Annotated in this window: 11 protein-coding genes; 10 read left to right on the top strand and 1 reads right to left on the bottom strand. The window is 55.1% G+C overall.

The features are described 5' to 3' along the window. The first annotated feature begins 49 nt into the window (after window positions 1–49). From nusG to ACT3RW_RS12285, 6 genes are all read left to right on the top strand, one after another. Window positions 50–886 (top strand): transcription termination/antitermination protein NusG, encoded by an 837-nt coding sequence (nusG, locus tag ACT3RW_RS12310; protein ID WP_444613939.1) that lies wholly within the window; start codon window positions 50–52, stop codon window positions 884–886. A gap of 130 nt (window positions 887–1,016) precedes the next feature. Further along, a complete protein-coding gene (gene rplK, locus ACT3RW_RS12305) occupies window positions 1,017–1,448 on the top strand; it encodes a 50S ribosomal protein L11 (protein ID WP_022874150.1) in 432 nt (143 codons plus the stop codon). Between the two features lie 135 nt (window positions 1,449–1,583). Then, window positions 1,584–2,288 carry a 50S ribosomal protein L1 gene (gene rplA, locus ACT3RW_RS12300; RefSeq protein WP_131088799.1) on the top strand — a complete coding sequence of 235 codons (705 nt, stop codon included), beginning with the start codon at window positions 1,584–1,586 and terminating at the stop codon, window positions 2,286–2,288. A gap of 353 nt (window positions 2,289–2,641) precedes the next feature. Further along, window positions 2,642–3,163, top strand: coding sequence for a 50S ribosomal protein L10 (gene rplJ, locus ACT3RW_RS12295; protein ID WP_131088798.1), 522 nt, complete (start codon window positions 2,642–2,644; stop codon window positions 3,161–3,163). Window positions 3,164–3,235: 72 nt separating this feature from the next. Continuing rightward, complete coding sequence (gene rplL / locus ACT3RW_RS12290) at window positions 3,236–3,610, top strand: 50S ribosomal protein L7/L12 (protein WP_131088797.1); 375 nt, start codon at window positions 3,236–3,238, stop codon at window positions 3,608–3,610. A 148-nt stretch (window positions 3,611–3,758) separates the two neighbouring features. Then, a complete protein-coding gene (locus ACT3RW_RS12285) occupies window positions 3,759–4,928 on the top strand; it encodes an acyltransferase family protein (RefSeq protein WP_444613938.1) in 1,170 nt (389 codons plus the stop codon). Here the strand turns inward: ACT3RW_RS12285 and ACT3RW_RS12280 are convergent. Further along, entirely contained in the window at window positions 4,882–5,379 is a 498-nt protein-coding gene (locus ACT3RW_RS12280) for an aminoacyl-tRNA deacylase (RefSeq protein ID WP_262199590.1), read from the bottom strand. The genes ACT3RW_RS12285 and ACT3RW_RS12280 overlap by 47 nt on opposite strands. A 744-nt stretch (window positions 5,380–6,123) precedes the next feature. On the opposite strand from ACT3RW_RS12280, the gene rpoB reads away from it, so the two are divergent. The 4 genes from rpoB to rpsG all read left to right on the top strand — a co-directional run bounded on the left by rpoB (window position 6,124) and on the right by rpsG (window position 15,153). Next, window positions 6,124–9,630: a DNA-directed RNA polymerase subunit beta gene (gene rpoB, locus ACT3RW_RS12275; RefSeq protein ID WP_262199591.1), complete on the top strand. Its 3,507-nt coding sequence runs from the start codon at window positions 6,124–6,126 to the stop codon at window positions 9,628–9,630. Window positions 9,631–9,728: 98 nt separating this feature from the next. Further along, window positions 9,729–13,619 (top strand): DNA-directed RNA polymerase subunit beta', encoded by a 3,891-nt coding sequence (locus ACT3RW_RS12270; RefSeq protein WP_444613937.1) that lies wholly within the window; start codon window positions 9,729–9,731, stop codon window positions 13,617–13,619. 689 nt (window positions 13,620–14,308) lie between these two features. Continuing rightward, complete coding sequence (gene rpsL, locus ACT3RW_RS12265; RefSeq protein WP_047119685.1) at window positions 14,309–14,683, top strand: 30S ribosomal protein S12; 375 nt, start codon at window positions 14,309–14,311, stop codon at window positions 14,681–14,683. Continuing rightward, window positions 14,683–15,153 (top strand): 30S ribosomal protein S7, encoded by a 471-nt coding sequence (gene rpsG / locus ACT3RW_RS12260; RefSeq protein ID WP_096283700.1) that lies wholly within the window; start codon window positions 14,683–14,685, stop codon window positions 15,151–15,153. Before rpsL ends, rpsG begins: the two co-directional genes overlap by 1 nt. The last annotated feature ends 12 nt before the right edge of the window (window positions 15,154–15,165 follow it).

Below are 15,165 nucleotides of genomic sequence, written 5' to 3'. Positions count from 1 at the left end.
CGCCCCGAGGCAATTTAGTGTCATTCAGTCAAAGAAAGCAGGAGCTGCAGTGTCCGACAAGGAACTCGAACCGCAGATTAATGACGAGGTCGAAAACGAGTTCGTTGAAGCCGACAGCGCTCAGGTAGATCCAGCCGCTGAGGTTGAAACCGAGCTGACCGAAGCCCCAGCCGAAGATGCTGATGACGCTGAGGTCTCAGACGTTGAAGCCGACGAAGCCGACGCTGAAACCTCGGATGAAGAAGCCGAAGTTGAAGAAGACGGCGAAACCAAGGTTGCACGCCTCAAGGAAGAATTCCGCTCGAAGCTGCGCCGCCTGCCAGGTGACTGGTTTGTTATTCACACCTACGCTGGTTACGAAAACCGCGTAAAGGTGAACCTTGAAACCCGTATCCAGACTCAGGATATGGAAGAATTTATCTACGACATCCAGGTACCAATGGAAGAAGTCGTAGAGGTCAAGAACACTCAGCGTAAGATTGTTCGCCGTGTTCGCATCCCGGGCTACGTTCTGGTTCGTATGGAACTCACCGACGCTTCGTGGGGTGTTGTTCGCCACACTCCAGGTGTCACCGGTTTTGTTGGCAACGCCCATGATCCAAACCCATTGAGCTTGGACGAAGTCTTCTCCATGCTTGAGCACACTGTGGTTGACCCAGTGGAGCAGCCATCGGCTTCCAAGCCTGGCCGTGCCCCAATCACTGAGGTCACCGTGGACTTTGAGGTTGGAGAATCGGTCATCGTCAACGATGGTCCATTCGAAACGATGCCGGCCACGATCTCCGAGATCAAGCTGGATTCGGCTCAGCTGGTTGTTCTGGTTTCGATCTTCGAACGCGAAACCCCAGTGACCCTGAACTTCAACCAGGTCAATAAGATCCAGTAGTATTAAGTCTTCGTGCCCCGTATCGGTCGCTTATCGATGTGAGGGCACGTTTGGCTGTCGCGCCACGATAGCCAGATCCCCGTACCACGCTCCTGTGCTGCGGGAAACGCAAGAGTAAGAAGGACCCGACATGGCCCCAAAGAAAAAGGTCACCGGACTCATCAAGCTGCAGATCCAGGCAGGTGCTGCTAACCCAGCTCCACCAATCGGTCCAGCACTTGGTCAGCACGGCGTCAACATCATGGAATTCTGCAAGGCTTACAACGCAGCGACTGAGTCGCAGCGCGGTAACGTGATTCCAGTTGAAATCACCGTATACGAAGACCGTTCGTTCACTTTCATCACCAAGACTCCTCCTGCAGCTGAGCTGATCAAGAAGGCTGCTGGCGTTGCTAAGGGTTCGGGTACCCCACAGTCCCTGAAGGTTGCAAACCTTACCCAGGCACAGGTTGAGGAAATCGCCACCGCTAAGATGGCTGACCTGAACGCTAACGATCTTGCTGCTGCAGCAAAGATCATCGCCGGTACCGCTCGCTCCATGGGTGTCACCGTAGAAGGCTAATTCCGCCTTCCGCTGTTCACCTGTTGGATAGCAAATCAGAATTTAATCTAAGGCGAGACGATCCATAGATCGATTCGCCCGTGGCAGGACCGCGCGCGGTCCATATGACCACGACTGCATAAGGAGAAAACGCAGATGGCAAAGCGCAGCAAAGCATACGTAGCCGCCGCGGCTAAGATCGATGCCGACAACAATGTCTACGCTCCAGCCGAGGCAATTGCCCTGGCTAAGGAGACCGCAGGCGAAAAGGCTAACTCGACCGTTGAGGTTGCTTTCCGCTTGGGTGTAGACCCACGTAAGGCTGATCAGATGGTTCGCGGTACCGTAAACCTTCCACACGGCACCGGTAAGACCGCCCGCGTGGTTGTTTTCGCTAACGGTGACAAGGCAGAAGCAGCTCGCGCTGCTGGCGCCGACTTCGTTGGTTCAGACGACCTGATCGAAAAGATCCAGGGCGGCTGGGTTGACTTCGACGCAGCAGTTGCTACCCCTGACCTCATGGGTAAGGTTGGCCGCTTGGGTAAGGTACTGGGTCCACGTAACCTGATGCCAAACCCTAAGACCGGCACCGTAACCATGGATGTTGCCAAGGCTGTTGGCGACATCAAGGGCGGTAAGATCGACTTCCGCGTCGACAAGCACTCGAACCTTCACTTCATCATTGGTAAGGTTTCGTTCGATCAGAAGCAGCTGACCGAGAACTACGCAGCTGCACTCGAAGAGGTATTGCGCCTGAAGCCTTCGGCTTCCAAGGGTCGCTACATCTCGAAGGCTACCCTCGCAACCACCTTCGGTCCAGGTATCCCTGTTGACCCGAACGTAACCCGCGTTGAGGCCTAAGCTATTTAGCTTTTGATTTCTAGGGAGCATGCCGATCAGTCGGCATGCTCCCTCGAAGTTTAAGTGCAGTTCAACTGCTGTACTTGGCAATCCGTGATCAGGATCATGGCAATTGGGCTCGGGCTCGATTTGCTGTGGCTGCGTGATCTGTTTTAGACTAGAACTACCGAAGACCGTCGGTTGAACAAATGGCTTCCTATTTGTTCCTAAAGGTCCGAAAGGACAACCAACGCAGGTTACATAGATTTGTTTTAACTTGAATAAGTTGAACTGCCCTGTGCTCCTGCGCGGGGCTATTTTTATGGCCTCGCCGGTTTTGAAACGGTACCGAACAAATCCCCGGAAGGAGTGTTATGGCAACCCCGAGCAAGACTGCAGCGATTGAAGAAATCACTGCGGACTTTAACGAAGCAACCGCGGCTGTCTTGACCGAATACCGTGGGCTTACCGTTGCACAGCTCAAGGAACTTCGCCGCGCTCTTGGTCAGGAGACCAAGTACGCAGTTGTAAAGAACACCTTGACCGCAATCGCAGCTAAGAACGCTGGCATCGATGCATTCGATGAGCAGCTTTCCGGCCCAACCGCTATCGCCTTTGTAAAGGGCGATGCTGTTGCTGCTGCAAAGAGCCTCACGGAATTCGCCAAGACCAACGAGAAGCTGGTCATCAAGACCGGCTGGTTCGAAGGTAAGGCGCTGGATCAGAGTGGCATCGCTGCACTGGCCGCACTGGAATCCCGCGAAACCCAGCTGGCCCGCGTTGCTGCAGTACTGCAGGCTCCGGCCTCCGCTGCTGCTCGCGCCGTCGAAGCACTGCGTGCAAAGCTCGACGAGAACGGTGGCGCAGCCACCGAGGAAGCTCCGGCAGAAGCCTAAGCTTTCGAGTTCTCTCGCAACGTAATCCCAAATTCATTCGGCCTTCGGGCCAAAACCGAAAGGACGCCTACCATGGCGAAGCTCAGCAACGAAGAGCTGCTTTCCGCATTCAAGGAAATGACCATCATCGAGCTTTCCGAGTTCGTTAAGGAATTCGAAGAGACCTTCGACGTTACTGCTGCTGCTGTTGCAGTTGCAGGTCCTGCAGGCGGCGGCGAAGCTGCTGCTGAAGAGCAGACCGAATTCGACGTTGTTCTCGAATCGGCTGGCGACAAGAAGATCGCAGTTATCAAGGAAGTTCGTGCATTGACTTCCCTGGGCCTGAAGGAAGCTAAGGAGCTCGTAGACGCAGCTCCAAAGGCTCTGCTTGAGGGTGTTGCAAAGGACGCAGCGGAGAAGGCTAAGGAGTCCCTCGAGGCTGCTGGCGCAACCGTAACCGTTAAGTAAGTACAGCGGTCACTCGCAACTTATTGCTAAGGGGTCCACAGGCGAAAGCCTGTGGACCCCTTAGCCGTTAACTGATACTTTCGTAGCAATTGTTTTATAACGTTTCTATTAACAGCGTTTATTCAAGTTCATTGCATAGGCTGAATATGTGTCAAACTCATTAGCCCCTCGGACCCACGCACCAGCGCCAAGACTTGGCTTACTCGATGCGTTGCGATTCACCGCTGCCCTGATCGTGGTGTTCTACCACTACACGGCATGGGGGCATGATCACTGGGGGACCAAGGCCGCTGAGTTCTGGCCGGTGCTCTCTGAATTCACCCGCTACGGGCAATTGGGAGTACAGCTCTTCTTCCTCATTTCCGGCTTTGTTATTCTCATGTCCGTACAGGGCAAGAGCGTGATCGGTTTTATCGGATCCCGAGTTGGTCGGCTCTATCCGGCCTATTGGTTCGCCGTCCTTGCCGCCGCGGTGCTGTCGCTGAAGATCTGGCCGTCAGGTAACGATGGACGTACAGCCAGCGACATCGTGCCAAACCTGACGATGATGCAGTCAGCATTTAATATCCAAGACTTTGACGGCGTGTATTGGACCCTCTGGGTGGAGCTGAGGTTCTACATCCTGCTAGGTGTTCTATTGGCCCTCGGTTTTGTGAAGAACAAACACATCATGTGGCTCTGTGCGATCTGGCCAGGCATTGGCTTGTACCTGCACTTCACCAATCTGGATAAGGCGCAGGACTGGTTTGCTGGTCAGTATGCAGCACTCTTTGCAGCCGGCATGATGCTGTTCTTGATCTACCAAAGCGGACATACCCTGATGCGTTGGACGCTGCTGATCTTTGACACCGCGATCGCAGCCTTCTTCACCGGTATCAAGGGCAGCTTTGATGCGGACTATCTCTCTGGGCTACAAATCCCAGAATGGCATTTCCAAGTCCTGGCGGTTCTCTGTGTTGCAGTACTGGCCCTATGCACCCTGACTCCACTAAAGAATGTTCGTGCAAAGTGGATGGCCGTAGCCGGTTCACTGACCTTCCCGCTCTACCTATTCCACCAGCTCTGGGGTTGGTGGATCATCGAAGAACTTCACGGGGTCTTCAACAAGTACGTGCTGCTCTTTGGACTTGTTGGACTTATGCTGCTCTGGGCTTACCTGGTGGCGCGCTTTGTAGAAAAGCCATTGGGCCTTGCCCTACGCAGCGCAACCACCAAGTCGCTGACCACAGCGGTGGAATGGATCAAGAGCTCCGTTACCCGATCCGCGTTCCCTATGCCGGAGTCGAAATATCAGCAATCGTGGCATCAAATCCGCTAACAAAATCACGAGGTTTAACCAAGAGACCATGACCGCGGTCGCCACTTCCCAAGCCAATGTGTTCAGCTTCGGGTTCCTCAAAGACACTGGAATCAACAAATACGGGTAACACCGTATGAGATCCAAACGGTGTGATGGTCCCACTTTCGTAGTGGGTGACGTCCCAGGCCACGTCCGCTGGTGGCAGCGAGAGTTTGTTGACGCCTATCTGACTGCGCAGCTTCGCCCAATCGAGCTTTCGTCCACCGGGAATCAAAGCAAAGACAAACGTGTCATCCGATTTTTTGATCACCAGAGACTTCAGTAGCTGTCCAGATTTGATCCCCAACGCTTCGGCGGCCTCCTCCAGAGAGTTAACCTTTTCGCGTGGCACTATCTCGATCGGTATGTTTCGGCGAGACGCGTCCAAGGTGACTCGGGTCAATGCCTCATCCGATTGCAACTTATTCATTAGATCTCCTGACCGTCGATGTGTGCTCGAGCATAACCATTGGGTCTTGAAGATGCCATAAACCTTGCAGCCATGCCCTTGGTACATTCAGATAGTTGCATTCAGGTTTGGCAAGAACGGCAGAGACTGAAAATGCCGTCTTGTACGCGGGGGATAGGTGGGCCAATGGACCCGCGCGGAATATCTAACTCTGCACGCTGGTTGTAATTCTTGGGCCTCAGGAAATATTCGCTATCAAAGCGGAGCGTAAGTAAATGTTGCTAGCTCACGCCAAAACTCGTTCATTTGCGGTGCACCAAGGGTACAAAAGGTCCGTTTGCTGAGATGTTTGTGCGCCTGTGACAAAACGCATACTTTGAGTTCCGCGCGCGTCGCTGCCTTAGCTGGGGCCCAAGAAAAATGGTGGGTGGGCGTGGAGAAATTACCGAGAAATAGCGGAATTAGTAGGCCAAATGCGCATTAGGAAAAGGACGCGGGGCCAAAGGTAAGTTTGTCAGGTTCATCAGAAATATGAGGATCTGCGGTGGCCGGGATTTCAACGGCGAAAACTATAGCACGGATTTGTGCACCGAGTATCGACAAGCGCAATTCCCTCCGGTAGAGTAGAAATTTGCGCCTTACTGTTTGCGCGCGCGGCCTTCATATAGCGGTGGGTTGTGCGGTCCAAAAAGAGGAACTGTTCTATGGCAGGTACCTTAGCACGGTAAGCGTTCGGAAACCTGACGGTCTTTGGAAGGATCCATCTTGGTCGCCTCGAGCAACCCTAACAACCAAACCGCTAGTTCGGCTCGCGATGCTGCATACGCTGGCCGACTTTCTTTTGCAAAGATTCACGAACCACTTGAAGTGCCTAACCTGCTGGCATTGCAGACCGAGAGCTTTGACCGCCTCGTCGGCAATCAGTTCTGGGTTGAGCGCCTAGCTAAGGCTGAAGCCGCTGGTGACACCAGCGTGCCAAACGTCTCCGGCTTGGCCGAAATCTTCGAGGAAATCTCCCCAATCGAGGACTTCCAGGACACCATGTCCTTGAGCTTCTCGGAGCCGGAGTTCGCTGATCCTAAGTACTCGATTGCAGAGTGCAAGGACCGCGACGCCACTTACTCGGCACCGCTGTATGTCAAGGCTGAATTCATGAACAATGAAACCGGCGAAATCAAGCAGCAGACCGTGTTCATGGGCGATTTCCCGCTGATGACCGAAAAGGGCACCTTCGTTATCAACGGCACCGAGCGTGTTGTTGTGTCCCAGCTGGTGCGCTCCCCAGGTGCGTACTTCGAGTCCGCACCGGACAAGACCAGTGACAAGACGATCTACTCGGCACGTATCATCCCATCCCGTGGTGCATGGTTCGAGCTGGAAATCGACAAGCGCGACCAGATCGGTGTTCGCCTAGACCGCAAGCGTAAGCAGTCGGTCACCGTGCTGCTTAAGGCACTGGGCTGGAGCGAAGAGCAGATCCTGTCCGAGTTCGGCCAGTATGATTCGATGCGCGCTACCTTGGAAAAGGACAGCATCAAGGATCAGAACGAAGCCTTGCTCGATATTTACCGCAAGCTGCGTCCAGGCGAGCCTCCTACGGTTGAGGCCGCTCAGGCATTGCTGAAGAACATGTACTTCGAGCCTAAGCGTTACGATCTGGCCAAGGTTGGCCGTTACAAGATCAACCGCAAGCTCGGTGTAGAGACTCCAGTTAACGCTGAGAACGCATCGGTGCTTTCGCTCGATGACCTTGTCGCCATGATCCGCTACCTCGTAGCTCTTCACGCTGGTGAGAAGACCGTTGAAGGTACCCGCAAGGGTGAAATCGTCGACGTTCCAGTAAACGTTGACGATATCGACCACTTCGGCAACCGTCGCATCCGCGCCGTTGGCGAATTGATCGAGAACCAGATCCGCACCGGTTTGTCCCGTATGGAGCGTGTTGTGCGTGAGCGCATGACCACCCAGGACGTTGAGGCAATCACCCCGCAGACCCTGATCAACATCCGACCTGTTGTTGCTGCAATCAAGGAGTTCTTCGGAACCTCGCAGCTTTCGCAGTTCATGGACCAGAACAACCCACTTGCTGGCCTGACCCACAAGCGTCGCTTGTCGGCTCTGGGCCCAGGTGGTCTGTCCCGTGACCGCGCAGGCATGGAAGTTCGAGACGTTCACCCGTCCCACTACGGACGTATGTGCCCAATTGAAACTCCCGAAGGTCCAAACATTGGTCTGATCGGTTCGTTGGCAACCTACGGCCGTATTAACTCCTTCGGTTTCATCGAAACGCCATATCGTCGTGTATCCAACTCCGTTGTTTCCAACGAAGTTGACTACCTGACTGCAGACGATGAGCTTCAGCACTACATCGCTCAGGCTAACGCTCCACTGGACGAAAACGGACGCTTCGCTGAAGAGACCGTTTTGGTTCGTGAAAAGGGTGGTGGCGGCGAGCCTGTTATCGTCGACGCCGCTGAAGTTACCTTCATGGACGTTTCGCCTCGCCAGATGGTTTCGGTTGCAACCGCACTGATTCCATTCCTCGAGCACGACGATGCTAACCGAGCACTGATGGGCGCTAACATGCAGCGCCAGGCTGTGCCGCTGCTGAAGTCCGAGCGTCCACTGGTTGGTACCGGCATGGAGAAGTTCGCGGCAGTTGACGCCGGCGACTCCGTTGTTGCATCCAAGCCAGGTGTGGTCACCGAGGTTTCTGCTGACCTGGTTGTTGTCATGAACGATGACGGCACCGAGTCGATGTACCCAATCATGAAGTTCGCTCGCTCTAACCAGGGCAACGCTTACAACCAGCGCGTGCGCGTTTCCGAAGGCGATCGTCTGGAATTCCAGTCGATCATCGCTGACGGTCCGTCCACCGACTCCGGTGAGCTGTCCCTGGGTAAGAACTTGCTTGTGGCATTCATGTCTTGGGAAGGTTACAACTACGAGGATGCGATCATCCTCTCCCAGCGCATGATCTTTGACGATGTGCTCACCTCGATTCACATCGAAGAGCATGAAGTTGACGCTCGCGACACCAAGCTTGGTGCCGAGGAAATCACCCGCGACATCCCGAATGTCTCGGAAGATATCCTTTCCCAGCTTGATGACCGCGGCATCGTCTACATCGGTGCTGAAGTTGAAGCTGGCGACGTACTGGTAGGCCGTGTCACCCCTAAGGGTGAAACCGAGCTGACCCCAGAAGAGCGTTTGCTGCGTGCCATCTTCGGTGAGAAGTCCCGCGAAGTTCGCGATACTTCCCTGAAGGTTCCACACGGCGAGTCCGGTACCGTCATTGGTGTTCGCATCTTCGACCGCGACAACGACGATGACCTTTCCCCTGGTGTCAACCAGCTGGTCCGCGTATACGTTGCTCAGAAGCGCAAGATCTCGATCGGTGACAAGCTCGCTGGTCGTCACGGTAACAAGGGTGTCATTTCCCGCATCCTGCCACTGGAGGATATGCCATTCCTTGAGGACGGTACTCCACTGGATATCATCCTGAACCCACTGGGTGTGCCAGGCCGTATGAACGTCGGTCAGGTTATGGAAATCCACCTGGGTTGGGCTGCTAAGCAGGGTTGGAAGATCGAGGGCGAGCCTGCATGGGTTCGCGATCTGCCTAACCTGCCACGTGAGTCTGAGTCCACTACTGTGTCGACCCCGGTCTTCGATGGTGCTTCGGAAGAAGAAATCCGCGGAATCCTGGATTCGACCAGCAAGACCCGTGACGGTGTGCGCCTGATTGGTAACTCCGGTAAGGCCAAGCTGTTTGACGGTCGCTCCGGCGATCCGTTGCCAGATCCAGTTTCCGTTGGTTACATGTACATCTTGAAGCTTCACCACTTGGTGGACGACAAGATTCACGCCCGTTCCACCGGTCCATACTCCATGATCACCCAGCAGCCACTGGGTGGTAAGGCCCAGTTCGGTGGCCAGCGCTTCGGTGAGATGGAAGTTTGGGCACTGGAAGCTTACGGTGCCGCTTACACGCTGCAGGAAATCCTGACCATCAAGTCGGATGATATCCACGGCCGCGTTAAGGTCTACGAAGCAATCGTCAAGGGCGAGAACGTTCCAGAGCCAGGTGTTCCAGAATCGTTCAAGGTGCTCATCAAGGAAATGCAGTCGCTGTGCTTGAACGTTGAGGTACTTGGTACCGACGGCAACACTATCGAAATGCGTGAGTCGGACGAGGAATCGTTCCGCGCCGCTGAAGAGCTAGGCATCGACCTTTCCCGGTCGGAGCCGAACTCCGTAGAGGAAGTTTAATTTGACGCCCTGCCTGCGCTAAACCCGCAGGCAGCGGCCGAAAATTCAACCCTCATTCGTATCGACTTCAGACACCATAGAAGAGAGAAAAGGACCATATGTCCAACGATTCCTCATTCGGCCTCATGCGAATCAACCTTGCCACCGCGGATGAAATCCGTGGATGGAGCTACGGCGAGGTTAAGAAGCCGGAAACCATTAACTACCGCACGCTGAAGCCGGAGAAGGACGGTCTTTTCTGCGAAAAGATCTTCGGTCCTTCCCGTGACTGGGAATGCTACTGCGGTAAGTACAAGCGCGTGCGCTTCAAGGGCATCATCTGTGAGCGTTGTGGCGTTGAGGTGACCCGTGCGAACGTTCGTCGTGAACGCATGGGCCACATCGAGCTTGCTGCTCCAGTGACCCACATCTGGTACTTCAAGGGCGTTCCATCGCGCTTGGGCTACCTGCTTGATCTGGCTCCGAAGGACCTCGAAAAGGTCATCTACTTCGCTGCTTACATGATCACCGCTGTGAACGAAGACCGTCGTCACGCCGAAATGCCTAACCTGCAGGCCCAGCACGATCTGGAACTGCGCAACCTGGCAAACAACGCCGAAGCTGACAAGAAGGCTGTTGCAGCTGACTTGGAAGCAGAGCTTGAGCGCCTGGAAGGCGAAGGCGCGAAGAACGCCGAGCTGAACAAGGCTCGCACCCTGGCCGAGAAGACTGTTCTGCAGATCGACAAGCGTGCCAAGGCTGAGTCTGAGCGCCTGCGTGCAGTATGGGATCGCTTCAAGTCCTTGAAGGTCGCTGACCTTGAGGGTGACGAAGGCCTGTACCGCACCATGCGTGAAAAGTACGGACTGTTCTTCGAAGGCTCCATGGGTGCCGAAGCTATCCAGAAGCGTCTGGAAAACTTCGACCTCGCCGGTGAAGCTGAAGAGCTGAAGACCATCATCGAAAACGGCAAGGGCCAGAAGAAGGCTCGTGCACTGAAGCGACTGAAGGTTGTTAACGCATTCCTCGCCAATGGCAACTCGCCACGTGGCATGGTGCTTGACGCTGTTCCAGTGATCCCACCAGAGCTGCGCCCAATGGTTCAGCTTGACGGTGGCCGCTTTGCGACATCGGACCTCAACGACCTTTACCGTCGTGTGATCAACCGCAACAACCGCCTGAAGCGTCTGCTTGATCTTGGTGCACCTGAGATCATCGTGAATAACGAAAAGCGCATGATGCAGGAAGCTGTTGACTCATTGTTCGACAACGGCCGTCGTGGCCGTCCGGTCACCGGTCCAGGTAACCGTCCACTGAAGTCCCTGAGCGACATGCTCAAGGGTAAGCAGGGTCGTTTCCGTCAGAACCTTCTGGGTAAGCGCGTTGACTACTCGGGCCGTTCGGTTATCGTTGTTGGTCCACAGCTGAAGCTGCACCAGTGTGGTCTGCCTAAGCAGATGGCTCTGGAGCTCTTCAAGCCTTTCGTGATGAAGCGCCTGGTTGACCTCAACCACGCACAGAACATCAAGTCGGCTAAGCGTATGGTCGAGCGTTACCGTCCACAGGTTTGGGACGTTCTTGAAGAGATCATCACCGAGCACCCGGTATTGCTTAACCGTGCACCAACCCTGCACCGTTTGGGTATCCAGGCCTTCGAACCACAGCTGGTTGAAGGTAAGGCACTGCAGCTGCACCCATTGGTTTGTGGCGCATTCAACGCTGACTTCGACGGTGACCAGATGGCAGTTCACCTGCCATTGAGCCCAGAAGCTCAGGCTGAAGCACGCATCTTGATGCTGTCCTCGCACAACATCTTGAAGCCTTCCGATGGCCGCCCAGTGGCATTGCCTTCGCAGGATATGATCATCGGTCTGCACCACTTGACCACCAAGCGTGCTGACGAAGTTGGCGCCGGTCGTGTGTTCGCCACCATCTCCGAGGCCATCATGGCCAAGGATCGTGGCGAGCTGCACCTGAACGCACCAATCCGCGTTCGCGTTCCAGACTTCGTTCCTTCGGAAGAGCAGCCTGCTCCAGAAGGTTGGGAGCCAGGTACCGATGCACTGTTGGAGACCTCGCTGGGTCAGGTTCTGTTCAACGACACCCTGCCTGCGGATTACCCATGGGTTGCTCGCGTAGCCGGCAAGGATGCACTCTCGGAGATCGTTAACGATCTGGCAGAGCGCTACCCTAAGGTCATCGCGGCAGCTACCTTGGATAACCTCAAGGATGCTGGTTTCTACTGGGCTACCCGCTCGGGCGTTACCGTTGCTATCTCGGACATTACCTCCAACATGGACAAGGCAGCCATCCTCGCACCTTACGAGGAAAAGGCCGCCAAGGTTCAGGCTTCTTACGACAAGGGTCTGATTGCAGATACCGAACGTCGTCAGGACCTGATCGACATTTGGACCAAGGCTACCGATGAGGTTGCTGAGGCCATGAAGAACGGCATGGAAGAGTTGAACACCATTAACCGAATGGTGACTTCCAAGGCTCGTGGTAACTACCTGCAATTGCGTCAGATTGCCGGTATTCGTGGTCTGGTGTCTAACCCTAAGGGTGAAATTATTCCTCGCCCGATTAAGTCTTCCTACCGTGAAGGCCTGTCGGTTTTGGAGTACTTCATTGCAACTCACGGTGCCCGTAAGGGTCTGGCTGATACCGCACTGAAGACCGCAAACTCGGGTTACTTGACCCGTCGTCTGGTTGACGTTTCGCAGGACGTTATCGTCCGCGAAGAGGACTGCGGTACCAAGCGCGGTTTGACCGTTGCCATTGCTGATAGCTCAGCTGGCATCCGCGTCAAGCACGAAACCGTAGAGAACTCGGCTTACACCCGTACATTGGCTGCAGACGTGAAGAACGCTGAAGGCACCGTATTGGCTACCGCCGGTTCGGACGTAGGCGACGTACTGATCGACGAGTTGTACAGCGCAGGCGTGGATGAAATCCGCGTTCGCTCCTTACTGACTTGCGATTCGGCTGTTGGAACCTGTGCACTGTGCTACGGCCGTTCGCTGGCCAGCGGCAAGACCGTGGACATTGGTGAGGCTGTTGGCATTATCGCTGCACAGTCCATCGGTGAGCCTGGTACCCAGCTGACCATGCGTACCTTCCACACCGGTGGTGTGGCATCGGCTGACGATATCACCCAGGGTCTGCCTCGTATTCAGGAATTGTTCGAAGCTCGTACCCCTAAGGGTGTGGCTCCGATGTCCGAGGTCACCGGTCGTGTATCGATCGAGGACGACGAGAAGCAGCTGCGCGTTGTGGTTACTCCAGACAACGGCGATGAGAAGCAGGCCTACCCGGTTCTGCGTCGTGCTCGCCTGTTGGTTGAAGATGGCCAGAACATCGTTGCCGGTACTCAGCTCACTTCCGGTACCTTGGATCCGAAGCAGGTTCTTCGAGTCCTCGGCCCACGTGAAGCACAGAAGTTCCTGGTCCGTGAGGTTCAGGACGTGTACCAGTCCCAGGGTGTAGGCATCCACGATAAGCACGTGGAAGTTATCGTCCGCCAGATGCTGCGTCGCGTCACCGTGATCGAGTCCGGCGAAACCGACTTGCTGCCAGGCGAGTTGGCTGACCGTTCACGCTTCACCGCTGCGAACCGCAAGGCCGTTTCGGAAGGTCAGCGTCCAGCTGCCGGCCGTGACGAGATGATGGGTATTACCAAGGCATCGCTTGCCACCGATTCATGGCTGTCGGCTGCTTCCTTCCAGGAAACCACCCGCGTTCTGACTCAGGCTGCGATGGAAGGTAAGGAAGATCCACTGCGCGGTCTGAAGGAAAACGTGATCATCGGTAAGCTGATCCCGGCCGGTACCGGTCTGGATCGCTACACCCAGGTCAACGTTGAGCCTACCGACGAAGCAAAGGCAACTTTGTTCACCGGTACCTCGGCCTTCTCCTCGGGTCTGTACGACGATGCACTGGAAGGTGGGCTTTCGCCTGAATTCCGTGCCATCTCGATGGACGACTACGACCACGGATCGGATTTCCGCTAAACCGGAAGAACGACACCGCTAGGTAGTTGACCCAACGCCTGCCCACTTGAAAAAGTGGGCAGGCGTTGGGCGTTTAACAAGGCAATCCTGATGCGGCTGGATGTGAGCCTGCAGATACGTTTGCGCCTACAGCAGCGTAGACGATTGGGGGAGTGGAGCGTCTGGCTGCGCAGGTGCCAGACTTGCTGAAAGAAAACAGAAACTAGTTGTGAATACTACTGGTGGAATATTCAACTAGAAGCACTGATCTCCGCAGGGATCCGCGCCAATCCGGGGTTTCGGTGCCGTTCCTAGAGATTCAGCCTGTCGCCACGTGTGTGTCTACCGCTGTTCAGCTGTTATTCAGGGCTACTTGTTAGCCTGAATTTGAGTCAAGGGAATGTTGGTATCTTCCTTGTTGCTCAATGGACTAACCGGTGGGCACGGGTGATCTCGGTTACTGGACATGGTGGGGCAGCGGATTAATGCTAGACTGAAATCAATTGTTTTATGTGTGGCAAAATGGACTCAGTCCGGGTTGCGGGTAGGTTGCGCAACGAATGCCACACTTTCGCACGCCTAGGGACTTTTAGATTCTAGTTGAGCGGTAAAGCAAGCAGCTAGCTCCATGAACCAAGCACCGAAACTCTTCTAGGCAACAGTGCTTATGACGTGGTGCCGACAAACTTAGACAATGGAAGGACACGAAAGTGCCTACTATTCAGCAGCTGGTCCGTAAGGGCCGCTCGCCTAAGGTCGTCAAGACCAAGGCCCCTGCCCTAAAGGGCAACCCAATGCGCCGTGGCGTATGCACCCGTGTGTACACCACCACCCCGAAGAAGCCTAACTCGGCTCTGCGTAAGGTCGCACGTGTGCGCCTTGCCGGTGGTATCGAAGTTACCGCTTACATTCCTGGTGTCGGACACAACCTGCAGGAACACTCCATCGTGCTCGTTCGCGGTGGTCGTGTAAAGGACCTTCCAGGTGTTCGTTACAAGATTGTACGTGGTGCTCTGGATACCCAGGGTGTTAAGGATCGTAAGCAGGCTCGTTCCCGCTACGGTGCAAAGAAGGATGGTAAGTAATGCCTCGTAAGGGTCCGGCGCCAAAGCGCCCACTAGTTTCTGATCCAGTCTTCGAATCCCCATTGGTCACCCAGCTGATCAACAAGGTTCTCGTAGATGGCAAGAAGTCCACTGCAGAGCGCATTGTTTACGGTGCACTCGAAGGTGCCGCTGCAAAGTCCGGTACTGACGCTGTTACGACTCTCAAGAAGGCTATGGATAACATCCGCCCAGCCCTTGAGGTTCGTTCACGCCGCGTCGGTGGCGCGACCTACCAGGTTCCTGTTGAGGTTAAGCCAGGACGCGCAACCGCACTAGCTTTGCGCTGGTTGGTTGGCTACTCGAAGGCTCGCCGCGAGAAAACCATGATCGAACGTTTGATGAACGAGATCTTGGATGCATCGAACGGTCTGGGTGCCGCTGTGAAGCGTCGCGAAGACACTCACAAGATGGCCGAGTCTAACAAGGCCTTCGCACACTACCGCTGGTAAGAACTGTTCGGA

Origin of the sequence: Glutamicibacter sp. AOP5-A2-18, from assembly GCF_052446055.1 — a bacterium.
Taxonomy (GTDB): Bacteria; Actinomycetota; Actinomycetes; order Actinomycetales; family Micrococcaceae; genus Glutamicibacter.
This window is presented reverse-complemented; position numbering and strand designations above follow the sequence as displayed.